The organism is Haloarcula sp. CGMCC 1.2071 (assembly GCF_037078445.1).
GTDB lineage: Archaea > Halobacteriota > Halobacteria > Halobacteriales > Haloarculaceae > Haloarcula > Haloarcula amylolytica.
Window position 1 is genome coordinate 1 of the sequence record NZ_JAYMGY010000023.1, and the last position, 25,040, is coordinate 25,040.

The 25,040-nt window shown below is 61.4% G+C and carries 33 protein-coding genes; 18 read left to right on the forward strand and 15 right to left on the reverse strand.

Going from position 1 to position 25,040, the window contains the following annotated elements; all coding sequences use genetic code 11:
• Positions 1-426: 426 nt before the first annotated feature.
• Entirely contained in the window at positions 427-759 is a 333-nt protein-coding gene (locus tag VI234_RS19565; protein ID WP_336330992.1) for a hypothetical protein, read from the forward strand.
• A 68-nt stretch (positions 760-827) separates the two neighbouring features.
• On the opposite strand, the gene VI234_RS19570 is transcribed toward VI234_RS19565, so the two are convergent.
• Entirely contained in the window at positions 828-1,109 is a 282-nt protein-coding gene (locus VI234_RS19570; protein WP_336330993.1) for a hypothetical protein, read from the reverse strand.
• Positions 1,110-1,418: 309 nt separating this feature from the next.
• Here VI234_RS19570 and VI234_RS19575 point away from each other — a divergent pair, with 309 nt between their 5' ends.
• From VI234_RS19575 to VI234_RS19585, 3 genes are all read left to right on the forward strand, one after another.
• A complete protein-coding gene (locus VI234_RS19575) occupies positions 1,419-1,601 on the forward strand; it encodes a hypothetical protein (protein ID WP_336330994.1) in 183 nt (60 codons plus the stop codon).
• A 127-nt stretch (positions 1,602-1,728) separates the two neighbouring features.
• Complete coding sequence (locus VI234_RS19580; RefSeq protein ID WP_336330995.1) at positions 1,729-2,760, forward strand: tyrosine-type recombinase/integrase; 1,032 nt, start codon at positions 1,729-1,731, stop codon at positions 2,758-2,760.
• Between the two features lie 313 nt (positions 2,761-3,073).
• Positions 3,074-3,931, forward strand: coding sequence for a hypothetical protein (locus VI234_RS19585; RefSeq protein WP_336330996.1), 858 nt, complete (start codon positions 3,074-3,076; stop codon positions 3,929-3,931).
• Here the strand turns inward: VI234_RS19585 and VI234_RS19590 are convergent, their stop codons facing one another.
• The gene (locus VI234_RS19590; protein WP_008310872.1) at positions 3,932-4,348 is read right to left on the reverse strand and encodes an arsenate-mycothiol transferase ArsC; all 417 of its coding nucleotides are present in this window, start codon (positions 4,346-4,348) and stop codon (positions 3,932-3,934) included. It lies immediately after the preceding gene.
• A gap of 192 nt (positions 4,349-4,540) precedes the next feature.
• Between VI234_RS19590 and VI234_RS21390 the strand changes: the two genes are divergently transcribed.
• Together VI234_RS21390 and VI234_RS19595 are read left to right on the forward strand one after the other, a co-directional pair.
• Entirely contained in the window at positions 4,541-4,702 is a 162-nt protein-coding gene (locus VI234_RS21390) for a DUF7560 family zinc ribbon protein (RefSeq protein WP_152418459.1), read from the forward strand.
• A 105-nt stretch (positions 4,703-4,807) separates the two neighbouring features.
• Positions 4,808-5,668, forward strand: a complete 861-nt coding sequence (locus VI234_RS19595) for a DUF4013 domain-containing protein (RefSeq protein ID WP_008310871.1) — start codon at positions 4,808-4,810, stop codon at positions 5,666-5,668.
• 42 nt (positions 5,669-5,710) lie between these two features.
• Here the strand turns inward: VI234_RS19595 and nreA are convergent, their stop codons facing one another.
• Positions 5,711-7,000 carry a DNA repair protein NreA gene (gene nreA, locus VI234_RS19600; protein WP_336330997.1) on the reverse strand — a complete coding sequence of 430 codons (1,290 nt, stop codon included), beginning with the start codon at positions 6,998-7,000 and terminating at the stop codon, positions 5,711-5,713.
• Positions 7,001-7,100: 100 nt separating this feature from the next.
• On the opposite strand from nreA, the gene VI234_RS19605 reads away from it, so the two are divergent.
• The 3 genes from VI234_RS19605 to VI234_RS19615 are packed head-to-tail and all read left to right on the forward strand — an operon-like array spanning position 7,101 to position 8,687.
• On the forward strand, positions 7,101-7,496 hold the full coding sequence (locus VI234_RS19605; protein WP_008310867.1) for a hypothetical protein: 396 nt from the start codon (positions 7,101-7,103) through the stop codon (positions 7,494-7,496).
• A gap of 47 nt (positions 7,497-7,543) precedes the next feature.
• On the forward strand, positions 7,544-8,140 hold the full coding sequence (gene rnhA / locus VI234_RS19610; RefSeq protein ID WP_008310865.1) for a ribonuclease HI: 597 nt from the start codon (positions 7,544-7,546) through the stop codon (positions 8,138-8,140).
• Positions 8,133-8,687 (forward strand): DUF7108 family protein, encoded by a 555-nt coding sequence (locus tag VI234_RS19615; protein WP_008310863.1) that lies wholly within the window; start codon positions 8,133-8,135, stop codon positions 8,685-8,687. Before rnhA ends, VI234_RS19615 begins: the two co-directional genes overlap by 8 nt.
• 84 nt (positions 8,688-8,771) lie before the next feature.
• On the opposite strand, the gene VI234_RS19620 is transcribed toward VI234_RS19615, so the two are convergent.
• The gene (locus VI234_RS19620) at positions 8,772-9,131 is read right to left on the reverse strand and encodes a PadR family transcriptional regulator (RefSeq protein WP_004518536.1); all 360 of its coding nucleotides are present in this window, start codon (positions 9,129-9,131) and stop codon (positions 8,772-8,774) included.
• A 297-nt stretch (positions 9,132-9,428) separates the two neighbouring features.
• Here VI234_RS19620 and VI234_RS19625 point away from each other — a divergent pair, with 297 nt between their 5' ends.
• The 3 genes from VI234_RS19625 to VI234_RS19635 all read left to right on the forward strand — a co-directional run bounded on the left by VI234_RS19625 (position 9,429) and on the right by VI234_RS19635 (position 11,649).
• Positions 9,429-9,962, forward strand: coding sequence for an inorganic diphosphatase (locus tag VI234_RS19625; protein ID WP_008310858.1), 534 nt, complete (start codon positions 9,429-9,431; stop codon positions 9,960-9,962).
• A gap of 131 nt (positions 9,963-10,093) precedes the next feature.
• A complete protein-coding gene (locus VI234_RS19630) occupies positions 10,094-10,219 on the forward strand; it encodes a hypothetical protein (protein ID WP_004593838.1) in 126 nt (41 codons plus the stop codon).
• 86 nt (positions 10,220-10,305) lie between these two features.
• Entirely contained in the window at positions 10,306-11,649 is a 1,344-nt protein-coding gene (locus VI234_RS19635) for an alkaline phosphatase family protein (protein WP_336330998.1), read from the forward strand.
• Between the two features lie 47 nt (positions 11,650-11,696).
• Here VI234_RS19635 and VI234_RS19640 read toward each other — a convergent pair whose 3' ends face one another.
• The gene (locus VI234_RS19640) at positions 11,697-12,770 is read right to left on the reverse strand and encodes a tubulin/FtsZ family protein (RefSeq protein WP_336330999.1); all 1,074 of its coding nucleotides are present in this window, start codon (positions 12,768-12,770) and stop codon (positions 11,697-11,699) included.
• Between the two features lie 128 nt (positions 12,771-12,898).
• Entirely contained in the window at positions 12,899-13,174 is a 276-nt protein-coding gene (locus tag VI234_RS19645; RefSeq protein ID WP_008310844.1) for a MarR family transcriptional regulator, read from the reverse strand.
• A 141-nt stretch (positions 13,175-13,315) separates the two neighbouring features.
• Between VI234_RS19645 and VI234_RS19650 the strand changes: the two genes are divergently transcribed.
• Complete coding sequence (locus VI234_RS19650) at positions 13,316-13,846, forward strand: type II toxin-antitoxin system RatA family toxin (protein WP_336331000.1); 531 nt, start codon at positions 13,316-13,318, stop codon at positions 13,844-13,846.
• Between the two features lie 15 nt (positions 13,847-13,861).
• On the opposite strand, the gene VI234_RS19655 is transcribed toward VI234_RS19650, so the two are convergent.
• Positions 13,862-14,527: a halocyanin domain-containing protein gene (locus VI234_RS19655; RefSeq protein ID WP_008310841.1), complete on the reverse strand. Its 666-nt coding sequence runs from the start codon at positions 14,525-14,527 to the stop codon at positions 13,862-13,864.
• A gap of 127 nt (positions 14,528-14,654) precedes the next feature.
• Here VI234_RS19655 and VI234_RS19660 point away from each other — a divergent pair, with 127 nt between their 5' ends.
• Together VI234_RS19660 and VI234_RS19665 are read left to right on the forward strand one after the other, a co-directional pair.
• Positions 14,655-15,404: a hypothetical protein gene (locus VI234_RS19660; RefSeq protein WP_008310840.1), complete on the forward strand. Its 750-nt coding sequence runs from the start codon at positions 14,655-14,657 to the stop codon at positions 15,402-15,404.
• 47 nt (positions 15,405-15,451) lie between these two features.
• On the forward strand, positions 15,452-15,634 hold the full coding sequence (locus VI234_RS19665) for a DUF7333 family protein (RefSeq protein ID WP_014039538.1): 183 nt from the start codon (positions 15,452-15,454) through the stop codon (positions 15,632-15,634).
• 29 nt (positions 15,635-15,663) lie between these two features.
• Here VI234_RS19665 and VI234_RS19670 read toward each other — a convergent pair whose 3' ends face one another.
• Positions 15,664-16,413 carry a hypothetical protein gene (locus VI234_RS19670; RefSeq protein ID WP_336331001.1) on the reverse strand — a complete coding sequence of 250 codons (750 nt, stop codon included), beginning with the start codon at positions 16,411-16,413 and terminating at the stop codon, positions 15,664-15,666.
• Here VI234_RS19670 and VI234_RS19675 point away from each other — a divergent pair, their 5' ends adjacent.
• Positions 16,414-16,797, forward strand: a complete 384-nt coding sequence (locus VI234_RS19675; RefSeq protein WP_008310837.1) for a MazG-like family protein — start codon at positions 16,414-16,416, stop codon at positions 16,795-16,797. It begins immediately after the preceding gene.
• Here VI234_RS19675 and dnaJ read toward each other — a convergent pair whose 3' ends face one another.
• Positions 16,798-17,952 carry a molecular chaperone DnaJ gene (gene dnaJ / locus VI234_RS19680; RefSeq protein WP_336331002.1) on the reverse strand — a complete coding sequence of 385 codons (1,155 nt, stop codon included), beginning with the start codon at positions 17,950-17,952 and terminating at the stop codon, positions 16,798-16,800.
• 111 nt (positions 17,953-18,063) lie between these two features.
• Here dnaJ and VI234_RS19685 point away from each other — a divergent pair, with 111 nt between their 5' ends.
• Positions 18,064-18,582 carry a hypothetical protein gene (locus VI234_RS19685; protein WP_336331003.1) on the forward strand — a complete coding sequence of 173 codons (519 nt, stop codon included), beginning with the start codon at positions 18,064-18,066 and terminating at the stop codon, positions 18,580-18,582.
• 87 nt (positions 18,583-18,669) lie between these two features.
• Here VI234_RS19685 and VI234_RS19690 read toward each other — a convergent pair whose 3' ends face one another.
• Positions 18,670-18,978 (reverse strand): HalOD1 output domain-containing protein, encoded by a 309-nt coding sequence (locus VI234_RS19690; protein ID WP_008310833.1) that lies wholly within the window; start codon positions 18,976-18,978, stop codon positions 18,670-18,672.
• 633 nt (positions 18,979-19,611) lie between these two features.
• Between VI234_RS19690 and VI234_RS19695 the strand changes: the two genes are divergently transcribed.
• On the forward strand, positions 19,612-20,421 hold the full coding sequence (locus VI234_RS19695; RefSeq protein WP_336331004.1) for a TrmB family transcriptional regulator: 810 nt from the start codon (positions 19,612-19,614) through the stop codon (positions 20,419-20,421).
• A 37-nt stretch (positions 20,422-20,458) separates the two neighbouring features.
• On the opposite strand, the gene VI234_RS19700 is transcribed toward VI234_RS19695, so the two are convergent.
• The 5 genes from VI234_RS19700 to VI234_RS19720 all read right to left on the reverse strand — a co-directional run bounded on the left by VI234_RS19700 (position 20,459) and on the right by VI234_RS19720 (position 24,919).
• Positions 20,459-20,776, reverse strand: coding sequence for a DUF7344 domain-containing protein (locus VI234_RS19700; RefSeq protein WP_336331005.1), 318 nt, complete (start codon positions 20,774-20,776; stop codon positions 20,459-20,461).
• Positions 20,777-21,231: 455 nt separating this feature from the next.
• The gene (gene dnaK / locus VI234_RS19705; RefSeq protein ID WP_050037556.1) at positions 21,232-23,136 is read right to left on the reverse strand and encodes a molecular chaperone DnaK; all 1,905 of its coding nucleotides are present in this window, start codon (positions 23,134-23,136) and stop codon (positions 21,232-21,234) included.
• A gap of 165 nt (positions 23,137-23,301) precedes the next feature.
• Positions 23,302-23,988 carry a nucleotide exchange factor GrpE gene (locus VI234_RS19710; protein WP_008310821.1) on the reverse strand — a complete coding sequence of 229 codons (687 nt, stop codon included), beginning with the start codon at positions 23,986-23,988 and terminating at the stop codon, positions 23,302-23,304.
• Positions 23,989-24,063: 75 nt separating this feature from the next.
• Complete coding sequence (locus VI234_RS19715) at positions 24,064-24,255, reverse strand: DUF1328 family protein (RefSeq protein WP_014039548.1); 192 nt, start codon at positions 24,253-24,255, stop codon at positions 24,064-24,066.
• A gap of 370 nt (positions 24,256-24,625) precedes the next feature.
• A complete protein-coding gene (locus VI234_RS19720; protein ID WP_336331006.1) occupies positions 24,626-24,919 on the reverse strand; it encodes a hypothetical protein in 294 nt (97 codons plus the stop codon).
• Positions 24,920-25,040 lie beyond the last annotated feature (121 nt).

Genomic DNA, 25,040 nt, shown 5'->3' on the forward strand with positions numbered 1-25,040 from the left:
CACAGTATCTTAGAGCATTTCAGCTACGCCGAGAGCTGTTTCGGAAACCCGGCCGAGATGCTCTCAAATACGCTGTTCGAGCAACTCTGTGAAATCAACAATGTGCTACGGATGAGCGATGGAGGTTAATTGCGCATGCCAAACAAATATTGCAGTTTCTCATTGCTGAAGATCTGTGGACTGGAGCCACTCACACCGATAGCCCTGCTTATTTGGAAATCTGAGCCTGAAAACCGTTCGTCAGACGAATCCCTGATGTGCTGACGGCGACCGAGTCCCCGATGGGAGAGCGATACGTTAAATCCCTGAAAACTGCACTGACCACGGTGGACGACGTGCCTATAGTAGGTCGGCGAAAGAACCCGCTTATTGTTGATGTCTGGTCTCGTAGCTAGGTTTATTATAAGATAGACCTTGTTTGATAGTATGTCGAATTTCGGCCTCACAAGTGCTGAAGTCGAAGAGCTTCGTCACTCGCGAAACAAGGAAACAACACCTCGTCAAGAAAGAAAACTGGCACAGTGTCGTGCTGCCTGTCGAGAACTGGAACTAAAACGTCGTATGCTGGAGGAAGCCTCTGCTCAGAACCCGTCGACAGAGAGTACGATTAAAGAGATCGATTCTGAAATCAAACGACAGCAGAGAGCTATCCTAACTGCAGAAAGGAAGCAACTACACGAGAAGATTTCAGAAGTTGTCCCAGATGTGACTATCTTTGGAGTAAGTATTGTTAGTCTAGTCACGTTCAAAATTCTGTGAAGGTTGAGTGATCGACGAGCAAGTCCCCCGATGTGAAACCGACAAGTGAGTTCCCGATGGGAGAGTGTTCATTCCTCTGTTCTCAGCGTATCTTCCCGAAAATTCTCTGGATGACCGTAGACCTCAATTGCTTCAATACCCTTCTCTGAAATCTTGTATTTTCCTCTATCAACCTTCTTGACCAGCCCGCCCGCCTGAAGGGTGTCCAGTCGCCGGGAAACACTCACTCGTGACCGTTCGGTATTTTCCGCTATAATCGACGGGGATAGGATTAGCCTCGTCCAGAGAATCTTCAGAATGTCTTTATCGGTATCTGTGAGCCAGTCCGGTCCTTCTTCTGAGTCAGCCATTGTTGTCAATAAATAGTTCCGGCCATTTAGATGGTTGCTACTTGTAGGATACCAAACGTTGGATACGGATTAGTAACAAGATTTAACTTCTCCCCGACAATTGGCTAAGATGGAGCCACCCAGTTGGTCGTTGATGACGCTAGCCGGGTAGGAAACGAAGGGCCGTGTTGCAGCACGGCCCCGAGGTGGCTCCGGTGAAACGATGAAAACCGAAACCCACGCGGGACGGACATCCCGCACGAGAGGCAACGGCGCACGTAGTGAAAAGACCGCTGGTCAATCGCGTCATCTTCATCGAGGTGATGGACAGTGAGCCGTTTCGCTGAGATGGCTCCGAACGACCGCGGCGACGACCGCGCGTTTTCTCCGTACCCCGAGGACTGTGACCACCCGGAATCGGTCCGTACGGAACACGATTCCGGCGGTCAAATCGCTCGGCCGTCGTTTTACTGTACGAACTGCAACCGGCTGGTCATCTACGGAGAACTATGACGGACGACCGATTGTACGTCTGCGAAGCCTGCTCGAACGTAACGTTTCAACCGGTTCGCGTCTGTCCAGCGTGCGGAAACCACGGCGAGCCGCTGTCGCTCGCCTTCACCTTCGAACGAGGTGACGAATGAGCGACGACCTCGACCCGATCACACCCGAGGCCGCGCTGGAATACTACGTCGATACGCGGCAGTACGACCTCCGCGAGACGACGATGCGTTCCCACGAGTCCCGGCTTCGCTCGTTCGTCGACTGGCTGCAAGACCAAGGCATCCAGAACATGAACGACGTAGACGTTCGGACGATCCACGAGTACCGCGTCTACAAACGCGAGGACAACGGCGACGACGATCCCTGTAACTCCGTGACCATGCAGGGGCAGGTATCGACGATTCGCCGATTCCTCGACTACCTGACCGACATCGACGCTGTGTCCGAGTCGCTACCTGAGCGGGTTCGGCTCCCGAACGTCGATGGCGACGGAACGAGCGACGCGCAGCTCGACTCTGCCCGAGCGGAGCCGATTCTTGAATACCTGCACGAGTACCGCTACGCATCGGCCCAACACATCACGCTTCTGCTGATGTGGCGGACCTCTGCCCGGCGCGGCGGCATCCGGGCGCTGGACCTCGACGACTTCGACGCCGAGGACCGTGCGCTGTGTTTCCGACACCGACCGGAGACGGGAACGCCGCTGAAGAACGGTGAACGCGGCGAGCGCGACGTGGCTCTATCCGCCCATGTGGCGGGCATCATCGAGGACTACATCAGCAGTCCGAACCGGCACAGCGTCGAGGACGACCACGGCCGAACGCCGCTGATTACGACGGAGTTCGGCCGCCCGGCGCTGACGACGCTACAGAACTGGGTCTACCGGCTGACCCGGCCCTGTGTCATCGGTGAGCCGTGCCCGCACGACTACGACCCGGAGACCTGCGAGTACAACACTAGCGACGGCGCGAGTGGGTGCCCCTCCTCGGTTGCACCTCACGCTGTCCGTACCGGCTCCATCACGGCTCACCGTGATGCGGGCACGCCCCGCGAGGTCGTGAGCGACCGCGGCGACGTGTCCGAGAAGATCCTGGAGAAGCACTACGACAAGGCGTCGAAGCGCCAGCGCATGCGTCGACGGCGCGACCACGTTCCGGAGGACATCTAACGATGATAACGAGCTACCGCCCCCGACAGCAAAGCATGATAATTAAGGCCGCGTTGGCCCATACCGAGTTCTTCCCGTTCCTGACTTTACCAGAACCGGAGCCACAGCGCCGTAGTTCGTCTATTTCGACGGAATTGAAAAGTGCCGTTGAAGGAAGTATTTGTCAACTCGCAAGGGAACCTTGCGGACCCTGCCGCCGTCTGGCGTTTACTACGGCTCAGGCTGTGCTCACGAGTGAGGCGTGTCTGCACGATTCCGACCGCGAACAAACACACCCGGAAAACTTTCCTTCCGGTTGCCTGTCAGTAGCTGTATGCGACGACGCCAGTTCCTCGCGAGCGGAACAGCCCTCCTCTCGGTTGCTGTCGCCGGCTGCGGCCATCCCTCCGTCGTGCTTGACATGGACGACGCGACAGCGGCCGACATCGCCGACGAGGTTTCGATGTCGCCCAGCCCCGAGTCGGCGGAGTACACGGTCGCCTCGGAGGCCGTCGAAAACGGTTCTGCGATGCGCCGGGGGCGATACGAACTGTTCGACCGGACCGATACCGTCCGGATCGACGATGCCTTCTACGAAGTTTCGGAGACGGCACTCGAAAGCAGCGACGTGACGGTGTACGAGGTCCGAATCGATTTCGATCCGGCTGATTCGACGGCTGAGATCGGCGATATCGCCTACGAAGAGCTACCGACGGCGGACCGCCAGCGCCTTGATCCGATCATCTCGGATGACAACCCACCCACCGGGGACGGGTACGACGTGGGTGTCGGGTACGGAACCGCCGAGGAAGTGGGTGACGGGTCGGTGTTCGTTCCGGAGCGCCAGTACGATATTATCGTCCACGACGGCGACCGCTATCGGGTTACGGTCAGTACACGAACGACAACAGAGACCGAATACCGGTACGAGGCGACGGAAGTCGCATCGGATGTCGACTCGTTCGCCGACCAGATTCGAGACCAGTACCTGTTCACCCTTTCAGGCCTTTCCGAAGCCGAGCGAGAGGTCGTCGAGGAGGCCATCGACGGCGGCTACTTCGAGGACAACGAAGCCTTCGAGTCGGTCACTGACCGCATTCGGGAGCACGAGGGAATCGAGGTCACGGACAGCTACGGGACGTGGTTACTGGAGTACGAACAGGTCGAGTATCTCACGTACGTCGAGTGGTAGCTATCCGGTGTACTCGTCGAACAGGTCGGCGACACGCTTCTCTATCTCGTCGCGGATTTCCCGCACCCGCTCGACCGACTGCCCGTGTGGGTCGTCTAGCGCCCAATCGCGCACTGCGACGTCGGCGTCGAGTTCGAGCGTCGAACATCCCATCGTCGCAACGACGGTACAGCCGTTGAGTTCGTCGTCCGAGACCGGTCGCGGGACCCGGTCAGACAGATCGATGCCCAGTTCTTGCATGGCTTCGACGACTTCCGGATGCACTTCGTCCGCGGGGTCTGTGCCGCCGGTCAGGATTTCGACCTCGTCTTCGAGTCCGCGGCGGGTGCGTTCTCGCTTGGCAAACGCTGCGGACATCTGACTTCGGCCCGCGTTCTGGACACAGACGAATCCGAACTTCAGGGGCGTATCAGTCATCGCGTAATAGTTCCGAGCGAGCGGAATAACCCTTCCTAAGACCGCTATTGTGGTCTATATATCCGAGACGCTCCCCACTGTACGGCACCAGTGGTCGGCGAGCCGACCCGCGGCGGTGCCGCCTCGCGCACCTATATCCCCTCCACATTGAGGGGGCAGTTCCTTCGGCTATCCAAGTCCGTGCCTGAGTACATGCCGGAGTACCGCTTCACGTGCCCGAACTGTGATGCGTGTGCAACGGTCGACGGTGGCGTTCGAGACCGCCTGTTGGTTGTTGGATGCCCAGTCTGTGCCGGGCCAGTCGATACCCCGGCGTTCGTCGAGGTTTCGCCACACAGCACCGATAGTACCTGAGCCACGCCGTTGCCCGTACTGAATTGGTCCGAGAGCTGCGAGGTCTGGATCGCAGCTTTCACTGATTACACAACTTATTTGAACCTATCTTAAGACTGACTGGACATGATAGAAGACGCACTTCGCTACCAGACACAGGGCGATGACTGGGTCAAACGCGTCGCCCTCGGTGGCGTCGTACTGTTTTTCGGCTTTTTGCTCGTTCCGCTGTTCACGTTCCAGGGATATATGCTCGAAGTGATGCGCCGGGTCCTCAGGGGCGAGACTGACACGCCGCCGGCCTGGGACGAACTGGATCTGGTCGAGATAACTGTCGACGGAGTCCGACATACAGTCGTCGTTATGGGGTACGGGGTGGTGCTCACACTCGCGCTTGCTATCCCGGGTCTGCTGGTGATCGCCGGCGGACTCGGCGATTCGGGGGGACTGCTGCTCGTCGGCGTGCTCGTCGCTGCCTTGCTCTACTTTATTGGCGTTCTCGCAATGGCAGTGATACTGCCCGTTGCGACAGGGAACTTCGTCCGGGCTGATAGTATCGCTGCGGGCTTTGACCGTGATGTGCTCTCGTCTGTCGGGACAAGTCGAACAATGCTGATGGCCGTGGTGATGGCGTTTGCGGTCAACATCATCGTCTCCGTTGGAGCGACCGTTCTGGGGTTCACCATTGTCGGCTATCTGGCGGTTCCGTTCCTCGCGTTCGTCGGCCAGTCAGCGATTATGTACATCTGGGGGCGTGGCTTCGCGGACGCATACGAGGAGGAGTACGGCGAACCGCCGCTCGAACCCACGACTTCGACTGGCGGGACACACGGGTCCGGCCCATCCACGGCAGGGACCACCTCGGGTGTGAACGACCCGGTGAGTGATAGTTACGCCGACGATTCGGGCCGGAGCGACGACACCGACGAGAGCGGATTCGGCACTTCGGCCTGGGACGACGACGGTGACAGCGGGCGACGCCGATAACGGTTGCTGGGTACGGGTCGTTTACCGCAACGCGAAGCGCTGTTAGAAATCGCTTAACTGCGACTGGAGCCCGGCGACCAGTTCGGACTTGCGTCGTAACTGCCCGAGAGTGACGGGGAGCTGGTCGGCGATGGCCGTCAGCGTTTCCCGGAAGGACTGGGCGGTCCCTGGCTCGCCGTCGAACGCGTTGCGGACGCCCTCGCGTACCTGCCAGACGCCGACCGGGGCCCAGTAGTCGTCGGTGATCTCCCGCAGCACCAGACACTTCGCCTGTCTGTCGCGCTCCTGCAGGTGTTCGAGGACGCCGAGTCGTGCCGCGTAGTACGCCCCTGCAGTCTCCTCGACGTAGGCGGTCCGCCCCTCGTAGCCCTCGTGAGCACTGGACATGTAGTAGCCCGTCTCGGGGCGTGGGTTCCAGACGCTCTGGGGGGCTTTCATCTCGACGAGTTCGAACTCCCAGCGCCCGGGTGCGAGCACGACCCAGTAGCGGTTCCCCATGTACTCGTTGTACCACAGTTCCGGCTTGTCGATGGTGTCGGCGTTGCGTAGCGTCCCGCGGACGTACTGCCCGACCGTGTCGTCGACGGCGGTGATCGACCACCGCGTCGGCACCAGTGACCGCTCGCTGGCCTGCCCGAGCGCGCCCGCCGAGAGGATCGTGTTGATGTCGTACACGTCGAACCCACGGCGGTACAGATACGCCATCGCACCCTCCGCGCGCCAGTCGTCGTCCGACAGCGTCTTTTCGACGGGTCGGGGAACGTGGGGGTTCTCCGCCAGGTCGGCACCGGTCGCGTGGGCTCGCGGCCCCGTCGGCGTCCCGACGTCGTCGAAGCTCACATCCATCTCAGGGGTACCGTCGAGACCCACCTCCACGTCGACGGGATGGTCCGCGATAGCGACTTCACGCTGGACGCCGACGAAGCCGTTCCAGACATCGTGAACCCCGCCACCGCCCCGCCTGCCACCGGCGCTGACGGAATCGACTGATGTCGTCTGGGTGGAGTTCACCATGCCGGTCCGGCGCTGGAGGACGTCCTCGATACCAAGTCCCTCCTGGTACCAGTCGCCGCTGGTCGCGAACCCGGAAGCGGCGGCGTCGGTATCGACCGGAGAGAGCAGGCCCGTCGAGACGTTGGGATACCCCGACCGGCCGACGAATATCTCCGGGGCCGTCGATCCGAACAGCGAATCCCCTTGCACCGCGTCCTCGAACTGCCGCTCGACGTCTTCGAGGTGGTCCGTGATGGCGTAGGATTTCTCCGCCGCGAGGCGGCGCCGCTGTGCGGCTTCGTCCTCCTCGAACCCCTCGATGAACTCGTCGAGTTGCATCTGTCACGCTTTCGGTCCTCCCCGATAAGAACCTTTCCGGCGGTCCGTGGGAGAGCAACTCTTACAGGGTTGGATTGAGTAACAACAGGTGATATAAATCATGGTAGATACAACGAAGTGGTTCCTGCTCGGCGCGACGCTGGTCAGCATGGTCGTCGTATTCGTCTCTGCTGTCATTCCCGTCGCGTACCAGCAGGCGCTCGTCAACCTTCTCGTCGGGGAACTCGCGGCCCTCACGCTCGCACACTCCACCTACCGCGTCTCGTCAGGGAAACAGGTAAGCCCCGTTGCAGCGGCGATAGCCATACTGTCCGGGATTGTCCTGTTTCTCTCACCCATCCTCATCGAACCCGTCGACCCAATCCTGTCGATAATGTTCGCCGCCGGCGCCGTTGTCACCGTCGGCGGGCTGGTCGGTGTTCTCGGTCGGGTACTCGGCGGTGAAGAGGGTCGACAGACCGGTGCCGAGCGAATCAGCAGAAACGCCGGAAACTGACCGGCCGACCACAACGTCTATACCGACGGGTCAGTCACCCTCGGACAATGCCGGTCATCGAATGCGACGAGACGACGGCCCGCGAGCGTCTGGCGGATGCGGGGCTCGACATTCAACAGGGAAACACCGACCACGAGCGCTGGCGCGTCGAATACGGCGGCGCGACGGCGGTCGCCTACGACGGAAAAGTCGTCGTACAGGGTGAGGGGACTGCACAACTCGAGGCGCTATTGCGCGGCGATGACGGCGGTCGCGTCCATGCGTATTTTGACGGCGCATCGCGGGGCAACCCGGGACCGGCCTCGGTCGGCTACGTACTGGTCGACGACAGCGGAATCGTCGCGGAAGGCGGGGAGACGATCGGCACGGCGACGAACAATCAGGCGGAGTACAAAGCGCTCATCCGCGCGGTCGAAGTCGCACGCGATTACGGATTCGACGATGTCCACATTCGGGGTGACTCAGAGCTTATCGTCAAACAGGTCCGTGGCGAGTGGGATACGAACGACCCAGACCTGCGCGAAAGCCGTGTCCGCGTGCGCGAACTGCTGACCGACTTCGACGACTGGCAGATCGAGCACGTTCCGCGGGAAATAAACGACCGTGCGGACGAACTAGCAAACGACGCACTCGACGATGACTGACCTGCCGACAGACGTGACCGAACGGGCCGAACGGCTGACCAGACTCGCTCGCGAGGCGGTCGACGATGCTGAGGCCGGCGCCTACAGGACCGAACGCGACGAAATCCTCGCCGAATACGACTACACTGCCCGCATCAGGAACGACGAGACGGGTGACGTGCTCGTCTGCCATCCCGTCGAATGGGTCGATGACGGCGTCATCCGTCCGGAGCGGGTCGACGACATCGACCGTGGCGTCGAGATACGGCTTTCGGGTCCCGGCGACCCGGACGAGTGGGCGGAAATCGACGCTGCAAACCGAGCCGTCGTCGAAGCTGTGACCGAAGCACACGGTGAGACACACGGCGCCAACGCGGAACTGCTCGCCGATTTCATGGGTAACCACTACGCGAAGCCCATCTCGGAGGCGACACCGGACGAAATTCAGGAGTTTCGGGACGACTACGTCCGACGGAACGCGTGGCCAACTGCGGAACAACAGTCGGCCCTCGACCAGTCGATCCGTCTCACTGTGGAAGAAGCCGGTGGCCGCGTCCCCGACGCGTAACCGTTCGGTATACCCGCCGGTAGTCAGCGTTTGGTTCGCATTAAGAATTGATTAACAGTAGTTCGCAGGTGCCCAGATGCGAGTCTACTGCTGCGCCGCGATCAGGTCACGGAGTTCGTCGGCTCGACCGTCATCGGAGATGAACTTTCCGAACACCCATCCGAGCTGGTCGAGGACTGCGTCCTTGCCCGACTCGGTCAGGGAGTACTGGTTCGTTCGCTTGTCGAGTTCGCTCTTCTCGACGAGGCCCATCTCGACGAGGTCGTCGAGGTTCGGGTACAGGCGACCGTGGTTGACTTCGTCGTCGTAGTATTCTTCTAGTTCGCGCTTGATAGCGAGACCATACCGCGGCTCTTCAGCGAGTATTACCAGGATATTCTGCTGAAAAGCGGTAAGCTCTTTTGCGATGCCCGGACTGTCAGTAACTGTTTGTGCCTCTGACATAGTTGGGTAAATGTCAGCAAGCTATTTAACACTTGTTAACTCTGGCGCACAACGCCTGCTGTGGGGCATTAACCACCACACAACTAGCAGGTACAATAATATCGAGAAATTTATATTATGTGGATTCAGTTAAATTGAGTTTCCGATTAATCTGCTTTCAGATTGTCGTTTACAGGTAGTAAGTGTAATCTAAGAATATATCTATAGTTAGATATTATTGGGTTATATAGCGCATAATACCCAATAGCTGTGGCTATTACGAAAAGATTTTTTGACGGCGTCGCGCAGTCGCCGGTGATGACGAACCTCTGGGAAGACCTGGAAACCGGACCGAACCCGCCCGAAGAGATCTACGCTGTCGTCGAGTGCCTGAAAGGCGAGCGTAACAAGTACGAATACGAGAAGGACATCCCTGGTGTCGTCCTCGACCGTGTTCTCCACTCGAACGTTCACTACCCGTCTGACTACGGTTTCATTCCGCAGTCGTACTACGACGACGAGGACCCGTTCGACGTGTTAGTCCTCGTCGAAGACCAGACGTTCCCCGGCTGTGTCATCGAAGCCCGCCCCGTGGCCCTGATGAAGATGGACGACGACGGCGAGCAAGATGATAAGGTCATCGCAGTTCCGGTCGAGGACCCGCGTTACGACCACATCGAGGACCTCGACGACATCCCGCAGCAGACCCTCGACGAGATTGACGAGTTCTTCTCGACCTACAAGAACCTCGAAGAAGGCAAAGAAGTCGAAACGCTGGGCTGGGAGGACAAAGAAGCTGCAAAGGACGCTATCGTCCACGCCCAGGAACTGTACGACGAAGAGTTCAACTGACGCTTCCGGGACCACATTTTTGCGGTTTTGTTCCACCGCCGCCGTATTTCCAGAAGTAATACCGGCAGGTGTCTCCGATTATGTATGAGCATGGGTAATTTTTTGCCCGTGTAACCACTATCGATACGTGTATGGCTACTGATGACACCGACGCGGCGCTGGACCACACGACTGTCGTTCCGCGAGTCGAGCGGCGGTCGACACCCGGAATCGCACATCTGACCGTGGTCCCGGAGAACGCGGACCAGTCGTCCTGATCGTGGGCTGTATCGATGGTTTTGCCGCTTTCGGTGACGCGGCTCCGAAAAGAAGTTTCTTGTTCCTGACCTGACTAACGGGTCGTATGGGATTATTCGACCGATTGAAGGGCGACGACGCACCGCGTGTTGCCTTCTTCGGCATTGACGGCGTACCGTTTAGCCTCATCGACGAACACCCCGACGTGTTCCCGAACCTCACGGAGATGGCGTCGGACGGAAGCGCCGGCCCCATCGACAGCATCGTTCCGCCCGAGTCTAGCGCCTGCTGGCCGGCGCTGACGACCGGCGTTAACCCCGGACAAACGGGCGTCTACGGCTTCCAGGACCGCGAGGTCAGCTCCTACGACACCTACGTCCCGATGGGGCGTGACGTGCAGGCGACGCGCCTGTGGGACCGCGTCACCGACGATGGCCGCAATGCCACGGTTCTGAACGTGCCGGTCACCTTCCCGCCACAGCGGAACGTCCAGCGGATGGTGTCGGGCTTCCTCTCACCGGGCGTGGACAAGGCCGCCTACCCGGACGAACTCCGGGACCACCTTCAGGACAGCGACTACCGGATCGACGTCAACGCCAAACTCGGCCACGACGACGACAAGAGCGACTTCGTCGAGGACGCCCACAAGACGCTGGAAAAACGCTACGAAGCGTTCAAACACTATGTCGAGCAGGACGACTGGGACCTGTTTTTCGGGGTGTTCATGACCACTGACCGTGTCAACCACTTCCTGTTCAAAGACTACGAGCGCGACGGCGAGAACCAGGAGGCGTTCTTCGAGTTCTACAAGCAGGTCGACGCCTATCTCGGCGACCTGCGCGATCGACTCCCCGACGACGTGACGATGGTCGTTGCCTCGGACCACGGTTTCACTTCCCTTGACTACGAAGTCCACTTCAACGAGTGGCTCCAGGAGGAAGGGTGGCTCGACTACGCGACCGACGACCACTCCGAACTCGGCGATATCAGCGAGGACACCAAGGCGTACTCGCTCATCCCAGGACGGTTCTACATCAACTTAGAGGGCCGGGAGCCGAACGGCAGCGTTCCCGAATCCGAGTACGAGTCCGTTCGTGCGGACCTCAAGGAGAAACTCGAATCGCTTGAAGGCCCGGACGGCAAGAAGGTCGCCGACCGTGTCGTGACCAAGGAAGACGCCTTCCGCGGCGACCACGACGACATCGCGCCGGATCTCACCGTCGTCCCGAACCACGGCTTCGACCTGAAAGCCGGATTCAAAGGCTCCGAGGACGTTTTCGGCGTCGGACCGCGAAACGGGATGCACAGCTTCGACAACGCGACGCTTCTGGTCGATGACCCGAACGTTCGCATCGAAGACGCCGATCTCTACGACATCGCGCCGACCGTTCTCGACCTGCTCGACCACGACTTCGACCGCGCGAAGTTCGACGGTAGCAGCCTCGCCTGAGGCTGCCGTCTCAGCCGATCGATTCCGGTATCTGCGCCGAAAACAGCTTAGAACAGTCCGTCCAGTTTGTCGTTTGTGAACTCGTCCGGGTCGGTCGTCCCGCCCTGGGAGTCAGCCGTCTCGCGGGCGCGCTTCATGAACTCGTCGACCCGCTCGGACCGTTCGACGCCCGAAAGAACGATGAGCGACGCGATTTTGTCGGAGCCGAGCGGGAAGTCCCCGCCCCGGACCTCCATGCTCCCGGTCTGGTCTTCCACCCAGCGGCGCGCTCGTTCGACGCCCTTCCGCGAGAGGCGTTCGGGGTCGCCCGCGACGACGAGGAGGGCCGAGTCGGCCTTGACCGCGTTGGGCAGGCTCATGCTCGTGAGGAGGGCTTTCCGGGTGACGCTGGTGATGGTGTTGACGTTCTCACCGGCGTCCTCGCTGGCCTCGGCGCTGGCGTAGCCGATGGAGGCGATACCGCCGCCCCTGAGCGTGTTGATGATCTCCGAGGAGTCGACGACGCTCTCACCGACTCCCTCGACAGCCTCGCCGGAAGCAAACAGCAGGCCGACGCGCTGGGAGATAGCGTCGTTGACGCGTTCGAACCCGGCAGCGACGCTGTCGCCGCTGCCCCGCCAGGCGTCGTTGTCGACGAGGAGGAGGGAATCGGCCTCGCGGGCGGCGGTCTTGAGCGAGCGACCGGCGTTCGCCTGGTACAGACCGCCTTCGTCCCGGCCGGGGAGGATGCCGAGGACGTACACCGGCTTCTCGTAGATGCGCTTGAGTTCGCGGGCGAGCATCGGTGCGCCGCCGGAGCCAGTGCCACCGCCGAGTCCGGCGACGACGACGATGGCCTCGGCCTCGGTCGTGATGCGCCCATCGAGTTCGTCGAGCACCTCGGTGGCGTTCTCCTGCATGATCTGGGCCCCGAGTTCGTTGTCACCGCCGACGCCGTGACCTTTCACGCGGTCCTGTCCGATGAGGGCCGTGTCGATATCGAGGTTCTGGAGGTCGGCTCGCGCCGTATTAACGGCGAGGGCCCCCCGGACAGCGTCGAACCCCATGTCGTAATCGAACTGGGCAAGCGACTGGGTTACTTTCCCACCAGCCTGCCCGACACCAATCAGGACGACTTTCATATCAGATGTCTTGTGAGGCTGACTAATCAACGTTGTCCTCACACTGTCAACGGGCGACAAGGAGCGGTGAAACGGTTCTTGGCGCGGAATACGGGGTTCGATTACTCGACGTGAGGCGTGTCGGGTGGCTACTCGACCCGGAGCGTGTAGATCCGCTTGCGGGCGTCGGAGAACGAAAACCGGGAATCGATGACACCGACGTCTTCGAGGCGGGAGAGGGCGTACCGGACCGTCCGCGGTGGCAGCAGCGTCTCCTCGGCGAGTTGGCTCTGAGTGAGGGTGTCGTTGTACTCCAGGACTTTCGCGACGAGTTTCGCGCTCGGCGGGAGATCGCGGACGGCGTCCCACCCGCTGGTCTCGTGCTCGCTGTCGGTATCAGCGGACTGGATATCGGATGCACTCATGGTACTTCCTCTGTATCCAATACAGGATGATAATATTTTCTGTTCGTAATTATGCTCTGTAGAAATGTTTCGGCAAAAAACGCGGCCACGGCCGGGGGTCCAGCCCGAAAGTTTACCTTCGGTACATCCGGTGTCACAGACGTGGACGAAGTCGAGGTCAGCACGGTCGTGTACGTCCCACCCGAAGAGGTCTACGAGTTTCTGCTGGACTTTCCGGGCTACGCACGATACTCGGAGTATCTCGACCGCGTGGTACAGGACGGCGACGGCTCGCCGGGGACGAACTACGACCTCGTGTTTTCGTGGTGGAAGCTCTCCTACACCGCTCGGTCGGCGGTGACTGATGTTTCGCCGCCGACGCGCATCGACTGGCGGATCGTCAAGGACATCGACGCCGAAGGGTACTGGGCAGTCGAGCCTGACCCGGACGGCGTCCCGGCGGACGTGGAGACGGCGTCACGGGTGCGGTTTCACGTCGCGTTCGACCCCGGGTCGGCCTCGGACAATGCCGTCGACCTCCCCCGACTCGTTTCGATGGACTGGGTCATCGAGAAAGTCAAGCCGCTCATCCGCAAAGAGGCGACCAAAATCGTCGAACGCGTCGTCGAGGACCTCGAAGGGCAGGAACGGGACGTCGACCTGAATATTCACGCCGGTCCGGATTCGGTGTAACGCGGCGACGGCGCGTTACTCGGGCGTCTCGTAGTCGCCGCCGTACCGGATGAAGAAGTACGCGAGTCCGAGCGTCGCGACCATCACGAACGAGGTTGCGACGCCGAGCGTTTTCGCGCTGTTTGGCACTTCCGGCGGGCCGGCACTCTCGCCACCACCGCCGCCGGAGGACTTCGTCGGGTAGTCCGTCCCGACGACGACGGCCCCCTTCATCCCGAGTCCTTCGTGTGGCACGCAGACGTAGGGGTAGATGCCGTCTTCCTCGAAGGTGTGCTCGTAGTTGACGCCGGCACTGGAAGTCGTACTGCCGGAGTCCAGCGGGCCGTCGCCGTCCGAGACGACGTTGTGGCCGCCGCCTTCGCCCGTCCATTCGAACTGGACGGTCGCGCCGTTGTCGACGTGGACGGCAGCCGGACCGAACCCGTACGCGCCACCGTTGGCCTGTACACCGACTTCGACGGTCACTGTGTCCTTCCCGGTCTCATCGACGGTCGACCCGTCGAAGTTCCCGACTTGATCCAGGAAACCACCGTAGTCCGGCTCGCCGCCGCCTCCGCCACCGTCGCCGCCTTCGGTGCCTTCCTGTGCGGTCGCGGTGCCTGCTGCGGCCGACGCAGCCGTGGCCCCTGCCGCCGTCCGCAGGAAGCCCCGACGGGACACGTCCGCTCTACCGTCTGTCATACCTGACCGTTTGTGACTCCCCGTCCTGAATATGTCGGTTTCGAATCGGGGCAGTACTCTTCACAGCATATCACAACAGCCACGGCTGCCGTGAAACATTTAACGCCGGTAGAACGAAATCACCGGTATGTCTACCGGAAGCCACGGGGTCGTCGGCGGGATCCGTATCGACCTCAATAGATTACACGAAACGTGGATGGAACTCGTGTATCCACGTCAGCGAAACGCTAACGACACCGTCCTCGGGACGTGGACGCCGGACTCCTCGGTCGGGTTGGCCCTCTATCGCCTCTGGTCTGCGCTCGGGGTCCCAGTCATCGCGCTGGTGTATCCGCTGGTACTGTGTGGCGTCGTCCTGCGCTACCAGACCCGTCGCATCGACGGCACGGCGACCCGTCTGGGCGTCGTCGGCGTCGTTCTACTCTCCGTCGTCGCCTGGGGTGGCCTGGCGGCTCTCGCGCGACTCGAACCGGGGAGTATCGACCTCGTGTCGGGTGGGTTCACCGCCGTCGTTGTCGCCGGCGGCGTTGCGACGCTGTCGGCCGCACTGGCTGTCACGTTCCGGCGGGTCGGCGGCCGCGGGACGACAGTCGCGCTGGCGTATCCGTTCGCCATGACGGCCATCTTCCTGCCGCCTGTCGTCGCAGCGCTGTACTCGACGACCGTCGCCTCGGTCGTCATTCCCGCGAGCGACTCGTTGTCCCGGTGGTTCCTCTACGAGGTGCTGGCCGCTGTCGGTGTCGCGGAGTTCTTCATCGAGAACTTCGAGCGGGAAGGCATCGCCTACGTCATCATCTGGCTCGGCATCTCCATCCCGCTGGGGTGGGTGCTCGGGCTACTGGTGACGCTTGCGGACTTCGTCCGACCGACAGAGTAACCGCAAAGCCAACGTTTAGACGACCCGGGCTCCAATGATCGGCTGTTATGGAATTCGATACGACAAAGACTGCAATCGCCTTTCTCGTCCTTGTCGGGGTAATGGTGAGCGGCTCGTTCATGGGAATGCCTTCGAGTATCGCACTCCCCGTCAGTGTCGGGCAGATAGTCGTCTTCGCGCTAATTCTAGCGCTCGGCGTCAAACACGGCGAGTACCGCGCGACTCGCTAAACGGCCCCGTAGCGGACGATTAAAAGGAGCTACGACGGCGTTGCGTCGCCCGGCCGAACAACGGTTTCTTCCGGTGCATCTCCATCGGCGACAGCGATGTTCGCGGTCTCGTCGCCACCGAACACCACCGTCGCACCGGCCCGCATCGGTGCAAGCAGTCCGGCGACCACTGCACCCGCAGTCGTCATCGGTGCCCGGAGCGCGACAGTCGTCTCCGCGTCGATGTCGTAGTCAGCGACGACACGACCGCTCTCGGCCATGAGTTCGCCGTGTGTGTACGTTCTGTCGGCCGCCAGCACGTCGTCCTCGGGCGCGACTTCGCCCGGCGGCTGGAGCGGGTTCTCGCTCCACAGCTCCCGCTCGAACTGAGCGATGGTGGGATCATCGACTGGGCCGCCGTAGGCCAGCCCCTTCGTCCCCGGCCCCTGCGTGTAGCGGTCGAGCCATGCCGCTGGTGCGACCAGTGCTGTCGCATCGACCGCATTCGGCGGGTCCATATCGACGACCGCGCCGTCGAGTGCGGCCGCGAGGAAGGCAAGCAGTGCGTCCGGCGCATCCCGAAGGTAGCCCGGCCGATCTTCGTCGGTCGGCTCTTTCGGGCCGACGACGACGGCGACCCGCGTCCCATGCCGGACGCCGTAGTGCCGCAGCAGATTCCCGCCCTTCCAGGCGTTCGTAGCGAAGTCGGAGTAACTGTACGGTGTCGACCGCTCCGGCGAGCGAAAGAGAACGCCGTCGCGGTCGCGGGCCTGCGCGACAAGGTCACCGAGTACCTGCATGTGTCGTCGTTTGGCCCCGCCGATGAAAAACAGCGCGGCCACAAAGCCGATATAAGTGGCCTCCTCCACGCTCTAGAAATGAAAAGGCAACAACAAGTCGCCGACGTGCTCAGGCACAACGATATCGACACGCCGCCAGCCTACCGGCTACTCGATGTGGTGGCCGAACTCGGCGACATCGCGGCCGAAGTCAACGAAACGACCGGCTACGGTACCGACTCGACGGCGCTGTCGCTACGGGAGGACGAACTCGGCGACGCCCTGTTCGCACTGCTCGCGCTGTGTGAACAACTTGATGTCGACGCTGACGCTGCGCTTTCGGCGGCGCTGGCGAAATACGAGGGTCAGTCCGGCTCAGACGGGACGCCGGCGAGTGGCGACTGACTACAGCGAGTTCTTCAGTTTCTCGAAGAAGCCTTCCTCGACGTCGACCTCCTCGCCACCGGCCTCCGCGAACTGTTCGAGGGCCTCCTTCTGTTCGGCGTTGAGGCTGTCGGGCGTGACGACCTGCACCTGTACGTAGAGGTCACCCTTGCCGCGTCGGCGGAGTCGCGGCATTCCTTTGCCCCCCAGTCGGAACACTTCGCCGCTCTGGGTGCCGCTGGGCACGTCGACCTCAACTTCGCCGTCCAGCGTCGGGACGGTGATAGTGTCGCCGAAGACGGCCTGCGGAAACGAGATGGCCTGCTGGTGTTGCAGGTCGTCGCCGTCGCGCTCGAAGTCCGGGTGGTCCCGAACGCTCACCTCGATGAGCAGGTCGCCGTTCGGGCCGCCGTTCTCGCCGGGTGCGCCCTCGCGCTCCATCCGGAGCGTCTGCCCGTTGGCGATGCCGGCCGGGACCTCGACTTCGAGGCTCGCGTCGTTCTGGACGACGCCGTTGCCCCGACAGGTCGAGCACGTCTCGTCGTACAGCGTCCCCTCGCCGTCACACCGGCGGCAGGTCGTCGTCTGCTGAACCCGTCCCATCGGCGTCTGCTGGACCTGCGTCGTCTGGCCTTGGCCGTTACACTCGGGACAGGTTTCGGAGTCGGCTCCCGGCGGATGCCCGGCCCCGTCACAGTCGTCGCAGGCTTCCGGCCGGGTGACGTTCAGCTGCTTCGTCGCGCCGTCGTAGGCCTCTTCGAGGTCGATCTCCAGTCGGGTCTGGAGGTCCTGGCCCTGTCGCCGTCGGCTGCCGCCACGGCCGCCGCGGCCACCGCCGCCGAAGAACTGGTCGAAGATATCCTGCATATCGAAGCCGCCAGCGCCGCCGCCGAACGGGTCCCCGCCCATGCCGCCGCGGCCGCCGCCACCGCCAGCGCCGCCACGCTTCTCGGCCTGCTCGAAGCGCTCGTGACCCATCTGGTCGTACATCTGGCGCTTCTCCTCGTCGGTGAGGACCTCTTTGGCCTTTTTCGCCTGCTTGAACTTCTCCTCGGCGTCGGGGTCGTCGCTCACATCCGGGTGGTATTCCCGGGCTTTCTCTCGATAAGCCTCCTTGATCTCGTCTTCGGAGGCGTCCCGAGAGACACCCAGTATCTCGTAGAAATCCTGACTCATTCGTTGTACGAGGCTTAGACGATTGAGCTACTTCAAAAGAACGGGTTGCCGACTAGTAGTGTTCGACCCGTACCGGGGCGCTTATTTCCGTGCCGGGGGAGGATTCGGGCAATGAATCCTGAGTCGTCGCGTGGTCACCGGGGTCTCGTCACGGTCGAGCGAGTCGCAGTCTGGGGGCTCGCGGCGCTGGCCGTTGTCGGGCTGGCCGCACTCGTCGTCGGCCCCGGCGCGGACCTGCGGACGGCGTCCCCGTCGGTCACCATCGACGGCCAGTTCGACGCCGAGGCAGGGGCGGTCACGCTTACCCACGCCGGCGGGGACAGACTCACGGACACCAGCACGCACGCGCTGACACTCGTCGTCACCGACGCCGACCGGAACCGCTCGACCACGCTGACGTGGGCCGGGGCGGACCAGCTACCCGTCGAATCTGACGATACAATCGTTCTTGACGACCCGCGCGTGGACTCGGACGGCGACGGTAACTACCTCGACGGCGACGTCTCCGTCGGCTTCTTCCTCGACAGCGGCGATACCGTTGCGGTTCGCTGGACCGGTCGGCCACTTGGCGCGCCGGGCGAGCGGACGACGACGCTCGACACAGTGACGCTCGGTAACGAGACTGGCTGACTGTTTGCACCTCACAGGCGGGCCCGCTAGAGCGTCTCCGGGAAGCGTCACCGGCCGCCGTCGGTGGTGTGCCTGTCCTGCAAACGGTCACGAACGGACGGGCCCGGTGCGGACATACACGTCCCCAGATCCGGTCACGGTCACAGCGTAGTCGTCCAGCTGAAACGAGAGCGAAACGGCTCTGTCCGGACCTGACGCATGGACGAATAGCTCGTCAAGCGCGTCCGGATCGAGCGTTTCGATGAGGGGCGATAGCTCTATGGCCTCTCGGTCAGCCGCGGTCGCGACCGTTTGCATCACTGCGACTGACGGTGAGACAACGTCCCAGTCGAACTCCGCGTGGAGGGTGTCCGGGTCGTCAGATGTCCGGTCGGGCCGCCTGTCGGACCCACTCATTACTGGAAATATGTCTATCTATCATATTAATTCTACTGTCAATTTATCAGTTGGATATGTGATGTATAATACAGCTATCTAATATCGGAGTGAACACCGGTTACATGTCTGTGAATACACGGTGTTGGTTACATTTTATAACCGTAGGCTGATACAATAGCTATCCGATGAACTTGCTTTTCGGAGTGAACTGTTTCCACCGAGAGTGAACACTGGGGTCGAAATACGGGCAGCGAGATGACTGCTGAGTTCCATCTTACAGCGATCTGCTTCGGGGAAACCACGTTCTGGACGCGCTGCTCAGAGCCTGTCGGACCGATCTTTTGAAAATAGCACGCAGCAGATGTGGTTGGGACACATAGATCGCTGCGTGCCAACTACTCATAGTCAGGACCCATGTATAACAGTTGTGTGATTAATTGAGTAAACATAGATGTCACGTTGAAATAACTTCGACGCAGATCGTCGATTACAACCGCTGGAGGCTCCTTCAGTCACAATACGCTATGGATCGTTCGTCGAACAACGCTCACTGAGACGAGAGCCGACAGTGTTACAGTAACAACGTCTTTTACCTGTGGGCGTCATCTCTCTACACATCCTCGGCTTCCACCGAGATGAAGGTTGGGACACATGACATCTGATGCAACACACGAAGAAGCAGTAAGTTTACTCCAGGAGTTGGGCCTGAAAGAGTATGAGGCGAAATGTTTTGTCGGACTCTCTCGGATGTCCAGCGGTACAGCGAAGGGACTGAGCGAGGTGACGGAGGTCCCGAGAACGCGGGTCTACGACGCCGTCCGGATTCTCGAAGCGAAGGGGCTGGTCGAGGTCCAGCATTCCAGTCCCCAGCAGTTCCGGGCCGTCCCGCTCTCCGAGGCCACCGAAACGCTCCGCGATCAGTACGAAGAGCGCGTCGAACGCCTCCAGTCCGCGCTACGCGAGATGGGAAGCATCGAGTCCGACGACGACGAGGCCGAGCTACAGGAGGTCTGGTCGCTCACCGGGTCCGACGCTATCGAGAACCGTGCCGCGGCAATCATCGGCGACACGACCAACGAAGTGGTCCTCGTCATCGGTTCCGACGCGGTCCTCACCGAGCCACTGATCGAGCAACTCAATTCCATCGACTCGGATATCGACCTTATCGTCGGAAGCGGGTCCGCTTCGATACGGGACCGCGTGGAACAGGAAATCCCACGCGCGACCGCGTTCCTGTCGGAACTGGACTGGCTCCGCGGCGAGATGACACCGCAGGAAGACGCTGCTGTCGGCCGGCTCCTGCTCGTCGATCGGTCGGCAATGCTCGTCAGCTCAATTGACCCGCAGACTGGCGACGAACAGGCCATCTTCGCGACCGGACTCAGAAACGGACTCATCGTCATCGCGCGCCGCCTCCTCTCGCAGGGCGTCGTGGAAATGACGCCACTCGAACAGGATTAGCGAACAACGCAGTTCGGGATTTTGCCCTCCCTATCTCTCACTCGTCGTAGTTCTCGGAGAGGAACGCAAGGAGCGGTCGGACCTGCTCGTACTCCGGGCCGCGTGTTACCCAGTGGGTCTCCCGGTCCCATTCGATGAGCCCTATCTCCGCTAACTTCGGGAGATGCCGGTGATAGAGGTCCGCCGGGATTGCCGGCTCTCCCACTGGTGTCCGACTGCCGTCGAACTCCGAGATGGACGGCCGCCACCGCTCCGTGTCACGTATCGCTAAGAGTATCTGCCGACGGTCTTCGTGTCGCACCGCGTCGAGGTGGGTGCTCAGCCGCTGCGCTTGTATCTGTTTCTGGTTGCTCACTGTGCGGCCGTACGCTCGACTATCTGATATATATGCGCTATTTTCATTATCTTATACTGTTTTGATTATCAGGGTTACCTGCGCTAGGCGATCCCTACTAATACTCCGATTCCTTGGTTAGGAGGATCGGAACAGCGATGTGCCCGCTCACAGCGATTGTCAACTCAACATGATGGAACACAGCCATGTACTGAACAGATACTCCTACTGACCCAATCCGACCGCTTCGTGAATCCGACAACGCTCCCCAGACCCGTGGATTCAGCTTCAGCACTTCCGGCACTCAAAAAATATGTGCCGTTCACCGTTGCGAGCCCGCCAGACACGTCTAACGAGCTGGTGAAAACGACTTATTCTTCGTCATCGTCTTCGAGACGTTCGCTCCGCTCACGTCTCGAAACACCGGAAGATATCGCTTCGCTCATCTTCCGAGCCGACGACTCGGCCTCGTCCTGTTAGTCCTCGTCCTCGTCGTCGACGTCTTCGAAGTCGGCGTCGACGTACTCCTCGCCCTGCTCTGCAGCGCCGCCTGCTGCGCCACCTGGTCCAGCGGCTCCGCCGGCCCCGGCTGCGCCGCCCGGACCAGCGCCCGCTGCGCCGCCGGCGGCCTGCTGGGCCTGGTCCTGGTACATCTGCTTGCCGATCTCCTGCAGTTCCTCGCTCAGGGTTTCGGTGACCTCCTCGTAGTCTTCCTTCGTGGCGTCCTCGTCTTCGAGGACTTCCTCGACGTCCTCGATTTTCGCCTCGATGTCGGACTGGAGGTCTTCGTCGATCTCCTCCTCGTTCTCGTCGAGGAGCGTCTCGGCACGGCGGACGGACGCTTCGGCCTCGTTGCGCGCTTCGATGCGCTCGCGGCGCTGCTCGTCCTCTTCGGCGTGCTGTTCGGCCTCCTGTTGCATCTCCTCGATCTGGTCGTCGGAGAGGCCAGCACCGCCTTCGATGGTGATATCCTCCTTGTTGCCCGAGCCCTTGTCCTCGGCTTCGACGTTGACGATCCCGTTCTCGTCGATGTTAAAGGACACTTCAATCTGGGGCGTGCCCGCGGGGGCCGGCGGGATGCCGGAGAGCGCGAACGCGCCGAGCAGTTCGTTCTCCTCGGCAATCTCACGCTCGCCCTGGAAGACGCGGATCTGGACCTGCGTCTGGTTGTCTTGAGCGGTCGTGAAGATCTTCGACTCCTCGGTCGGAATGGTCGTGTTCTTGTCGATGAGTCGCTCGAACAGGCCGCCCTTGACCTCGACACCCAGCGATAGCGGCGTCACGTCGAGCAGGACGATGTCGTCCACGTCGCCCGAGAGGACGCCGGCCTGAATGGCCGCGCCCAGCGCGACGGCCTCGTCGGGGTTGACGTTCTTCTTCGGCTCCTGCCCGGTCATCTCTTCGACCTGGTCTTGCACCTGGGGCATCCGCGTCGAACCGCCGACGAGGATGACCTCGTCGATGTCGCTCTTGGTGTAGTCCGCGTCGGCGAGCGCCTGCTCCGTCGGGCCGACGGTGCGCTCGATGAGGTCCTCGGTGAGCGACTCGAACTTCGCACGCGTGATCTTCTGTTCGAGGTCCAGCGGCCCGTCGTCCGTGGTCGCGATGAACGGGAGGTTGATGCGGGTCTCCTTGCGCGAGGAGAGTTCTATCTTGGCTTCCTCGGCGGCTTCGGTCAGCCGCTGGAGGGCCTGCCGGTCGTCGCGCAGGTCGATGCCGTGTTCGGCCTCGAACTCGTCGGCGAGGTAGTCGATGATGGCGTGGTCCCAGTCGTCGCCACCGAGGTCGTTGTCCCCGTTGGTCGCGACGACCTCGTAGACGCCTCCACCCAGGTCGAGGATGGAGACGTCGAAGGTGCCGCCCCCGAGGTCGTACACGAGGACCGTCTGGTCGGACTCGTCGTCGAGGCCGTAGGCCATCGCGGCCGCGGTCGGCTCGTTGACGATGCGTTCGACCTCGAAGCCGGCGATCTCCCCGGCGTCCTTGGTCGCCTGGCGCTGTCGGTCGTTGAAGTACGCCGGGACGGTAATGACGGCCTTCTCGATCTCGTCGCCGAGGTACTCCTCGGCGTCGTGTTTGATCTTCTGGAGGATCATCGCCGAGACCTGCTCCGGCGTGTACTCCTCCCCGTCCAGTTCGACCGAGTAGTCGTCCTCGCCCATGTGGCGCTTGATCGACTGGATGGTCTCGTCGGGGTTCTTTACCGCCTGGTTCTTCGCCGGTTTCCCGACGAGTCGCTCGCCGTCGTCGAACGCGACGACAGAGGGTGTCGTCCGCTCGCCTTCGCCGTTGACAATGATTTCGGGGTCGCCACCTTCCATGACCGCGAACGCGCTGTTCGTGGTCCCAAGGTCGATACCCAGAATCTTGTTGCTCGCCATCTTACCCGCTCATAGCGGATTGCGCCGGTTAAAAGTTGCTAGATGTGTTGATCGGAAAAACGGACAAAGGGGCCTCCTCCGGGCGTTTTTCTACTCGGTGGCGTTCCCTGACCGGTGATTATTTAATGTACCGCAATACGACCGCTATACCGTCGTGGTCGCTCGCTACTCCTCGCTCTCGCTGACGGTTACCTGTGCCTCGCGCAGCACTTTGTCGGCCATCTCGTAGCCCGGCCGGTGGACATCGGCGATGGCTCCGTCCGGCTGGTCGCTGTCGACGCGGGCGAGCACCTGATGCTGTGTCGGGTCGACGTCTCCGCCCGGCTCGGGGTCGATGACCTTCACGTTCTCGGCGTCGAGCACGTCGTCAAGCTGCCGGAGCGTGGACTCGACTCCGCCCCTGATATCGGTGTCCTCGTCCTGTCCGAGCGCGCGCTCCAGATTGTCCCGAACGTCGAGCAGGCGCGTCACGAGGTCCTCGGTGGCGCGCTTCTGTTCCTGTTCGCGGCGCTTGTCCATCCGCTTCTTGTAGTTCTGGAACTCCGCCTGCTTGCGCTTGAGCTTCTCCTCTAGCTCCTCGATGTCGCCGTCCTGCTGTTCGACCTGCGATTCGAGACTGTCTGCGCGCGTCCGCAGCGCGGAGAGTTCCCGAGCGATGTCTTCGGGGTCCGATTCGGCGACCCGGTCGACCAGATCGTCGTCGACGTCGAACTCGCCCAGGTCAACCTCGTCTGCGGTGACGTCCTCGGGGGCGTCTTCGAAATCCGCGTCGACGTTGCCGTCCGCTTGCGCCTCGCTCGCGGTCGACTCCTCCGTCGCGGCCGTGTCGTCGGCTGCGTCCTGCTCGGTCATACCCGATAGAAGTCGTCACATGGATAAAAGGATTCAGAAACGGTGTGGCGGTGACACTACCCACCGAAGCCGGCGTCACAGGAGGAAGCTAACGACCATCAGGACGAGGAACACGACGACGAGTATCTTCGCTATTCGCATGCTGAGCCCCGCCACGCCCCCCAGGCCGGCCAGCCCAGCAACGACGGCGAGAACGAGAAACAGCAGCGCTAGTTCGAGGAACCCGCCACCGGGCTGAAGCGGGACCGCAGTTAGTAGGTGCTTCATGACGTTGTGTACCGCCCATCCCGATTTATTATAGGTCCCCTAATCAGGGACCGATGGCGAACGCGCCGGGGTCGTACTGGAACCGCGTTCGATAGGCAGTCCACTCACCGAGTTCTTTCAAGCGGTATTTCGCGAAGGAGGGGTTCCGGACCAGTTCCAACTCTGCGAGCCGTTCTCGGACCGGGTCGAAAAGGGTCGCCCAGTCGAGTTCCTGGAGCGATTCGTCCGGGTTCGCCTCGCTCTCAGTGAACGTTAGTCCGTCGTCTGTTCGCTCGATGGTCCCGTACTGGTACCGGGTCCAGACGGTATACTCACCGAACGGAACGGTCTCAGTGGGTGGCGGCGGTCGACGGTACTGCGCCTGAAACCGCTAGTGTAGTTCGTCGCCACCCCACAGCACTCCGCGGGTAAGGAGCTTGATCCGTCGGTTGGCGTCAACGCCGCTGTTGTAGACGATACGTGCGTGTTTGTATTCGCTGGACCGGAACTGCTCGGCGACGTCGTCGTCATGGTGGATATCGATCTCGTACTGATACGGCAGTGGCGTCCGACTTGCGCGTTCGAGCACTGAGACCGTCTCCTCGCCCCGGCGCAGGTCGTCGTACGGTCCTGTTCCACGCCACTGCGCCGGGTCAGCCTCGTCGGGGTCGACCCATCGGTCCATACTCAGTACTTCACAAAGCCGGTTAGTTGAGAGGTCTGCTTGCTGAAGGTGTGTCCAATACCAAGCAAGCAGACGGTGAAATCCACGAGGACCAGCTTCTTAACTTCCTCGTCAACACGTT

What these genes read in the sequence shown, in the direction of transcription:
- rnhA (WP_008310865.1), top strand. Translation starts at nt 7,544, where the DNA reads ATGCCGGTCATCGAATGCGACGAGACGACGGCCCGCGAGCGTCTGGCG.
- VI234_RS19595 (WP_008310871.1), top strand. Translation starts at nt 4,808, where the DNA reads ATGATAGAAGACGCACTTCGCTACCAGACACAGGGCGATGACTGGGTC.
- VI234_RS19585 (WP_336330996.1), top strand. Translation starts at nt 3,074, where the DNA reads ATGCGACGACGCCAGTTCCTCGCGAGCGGAACAGCCCTCCTCTCGGTT.
- VI234_RS19605 (WP_008310867.1), top strand. Translation starts at nt 7,101, where the DNA reads ATGGTAGATACAACGAAGTGGTTCCTGCTCGGCGCGACGCTGGTCAGC.
- VI234_RS19660 (WP_008310840.1), top strand. Translation starts at nt 14,655, where the DNA reads ATGTCTACCGGAAGCCACGGGGTCGTCGGCGGGATCCGTATCGACCTC.
- VI234_RS19710 (WP_008310821.1), bottom strand. Translation starts at nt 23,988, where the DNA reads ATGACCGAGCAGGACGCAGCCGACGACACGGCCGCGACGGAGGAGTCG.
- VI234_RS19615 (WP_008310863.1), top strand. Translation starts at nt 8,133, where the DNA reads ATGACTGACCTGCCGACAGACGTGACCGAACGGGCCGAACGGCTGACC.
- VI234_RS19620 (WP_004518536.1), bottom strand. Translation starts at nt 9,131, where the DNA reads ATGTCAGAGGCACAAACAGTTACTGACAGTCCGGGCATCGCAAAAGAG.
- VI234_RS19570 (WP_336330993.1), bottom strand. Translation starts at nt 1,109, where the DNA reads ATGGCTGACTCAGAAGAAGGACCGGACTGGCTCACAGATACCGATAAA.
- VI234_RS19645 (WP_008310844.1), bottom strand. Translation starts at nt 13,174, where the DNA reads ATGAGTGCATCCGATATCCAGTCCGCTGATACCGACAGCGAGCACGAG.
- VI234_RS19565 (WP_336330992.1), top strand. Translation starts at nt 427, where the DNA reads ATGTCGAATTTCGGCCTCACAAGTGCTGAAGTCGAAGAGCTTCGTCAC.
- VI234_RS19635 (WP_336330998.1), top strand. Translation starts at nt 10,306, where the DNA reads ATGGGATTATTCGACCGATTGAAGGGCGACGACGCACCGCGTGTTGCC.
- VI234_RS19670 (WP_336331001.1), bottom strand. Translation starts at nt 16,413, where the DNA reads ATGCAGGTACTCGGTGACCTTGTCGCGCAGGCCCGCGACCGCGACGGC.
- dnaK (WP_050037556.1), bottom strand. Translation starts at nt 23,136, where the DNA reads ATGGCGAGCAACAAGATTCTGGGTATCGACCTTGGGACCACGAACAGC.
- VI234_RS19640 (WP_336330999.1), bottom strand. Translation starts at nt 12,770, where the DNA reads ATGAAAGTCGTCCTGATTGGTGTCGGGCAGGCTGGTGGGAAAGTAACC.
- VI234_RS21390 (WP_152418459.1), top strand. Translation starts at nt 4,541, where the DNA reads ATGCCGGAGTACCGCTTCACGTGCCCGAACTGTGATGCGTGTGCAACG.
- VI234_RS19690 (WP_008310833.1), bottom strand. Translation starts at nt 18,978, where the DNA reads ATGAGTGGGTCCGACAGGCGGCCCGACCGGACATCTGACGACCCGGAC.
- VI234_RS19685 (WP_336331003.1), top strand. Translation starts at nt 18,064, where the DNA reads ATGAATCCTGAGTCGTCGCGTGGTCACCGGGGTCTCGTCACGGTCGAG.
- VI234_RS19695 (WP_336331004.1), top strand. Translation starts at nt 19,612, where the DNA reads ATGACATCTGATGCAACACACGAAGAAGCAGTAAGTTTACTCCAGGAG.
- VI234_RS19720 (WP_336331006.1), bottom strand. Translation starts at nt 24,919, where the DNA reads ATGGACCGATGGGTCGACCCCGACGAGGCTGACCCGGCGCAGTGGCGT.
- VI234_RS19590 (WP_008310872.1), bottom strand. Translation starts at nt 4,348, where the DNA reads ATGACTGATACGCCCCTGAAGTTCGGATTCGTCTGTGTCCAGAACGCG.
- VI234_RS19665 (WP_014039538.1), top strand. Translation starts at nt 15,452, where the DNA reads ATGGAATTCGATACGACAAAGACTGCAATCGCCTTTCTCGTCCTTGTC.
- VI234_RS19655 (WP_008310841.1), bottom strand. Translation starts at nt 14,527, where the DNA reads ATGACAGACGGTAGAGCGGACGTGTCCCGTCGGGGCTTCCTGCGGACG.
- dnaJ (WP_336331002.1), bottom strand. Translation starts at nt 17,952, where the DNA reads ATGAGTCAGGATTTCTACGAGATACTGGGTGTCTCTCGGGACGCCTCC.
- VI234_RS19580 (WP_336330995.1), top strand. Translation starts at nt 1,729, where the DNA reads ATGAGCGACGACCTCGACCCGATCACACCCGAGGCCGCGCTGGAATAC.
- VI234_RS19625 (WP_008310858.1), top strand. Translation starts at nt 9,429, where the DNA reads ATGACGAACCTCTGGGAAGACCTGGAAACCGGACCGAACCCGCCCGAA.
- VI234_RS19630 (WP_004593838.1), top strand. Translation starts at nt 10,094, where the DNA reads ATGGCTACTGATGACACCGACGCGGCGCTGGACCACACGACTGTCGTT.
- VI234_RS19715 (WP_014039548.1), bottom strand. Translation starts at nt 24,255, where the DNA reads ATGAAGCACCTACTAACTGCGGTCCCGCTTCAGCCCGGTGGCGGGTTC.
- nreA (WP_336330997.1), bottom strand. Translation starts at nt 7,000, where the DNA reads ATGCAACTCGACGAGTTCATCGAGGGGTTCGAGGAGGACGAAGCCGCA.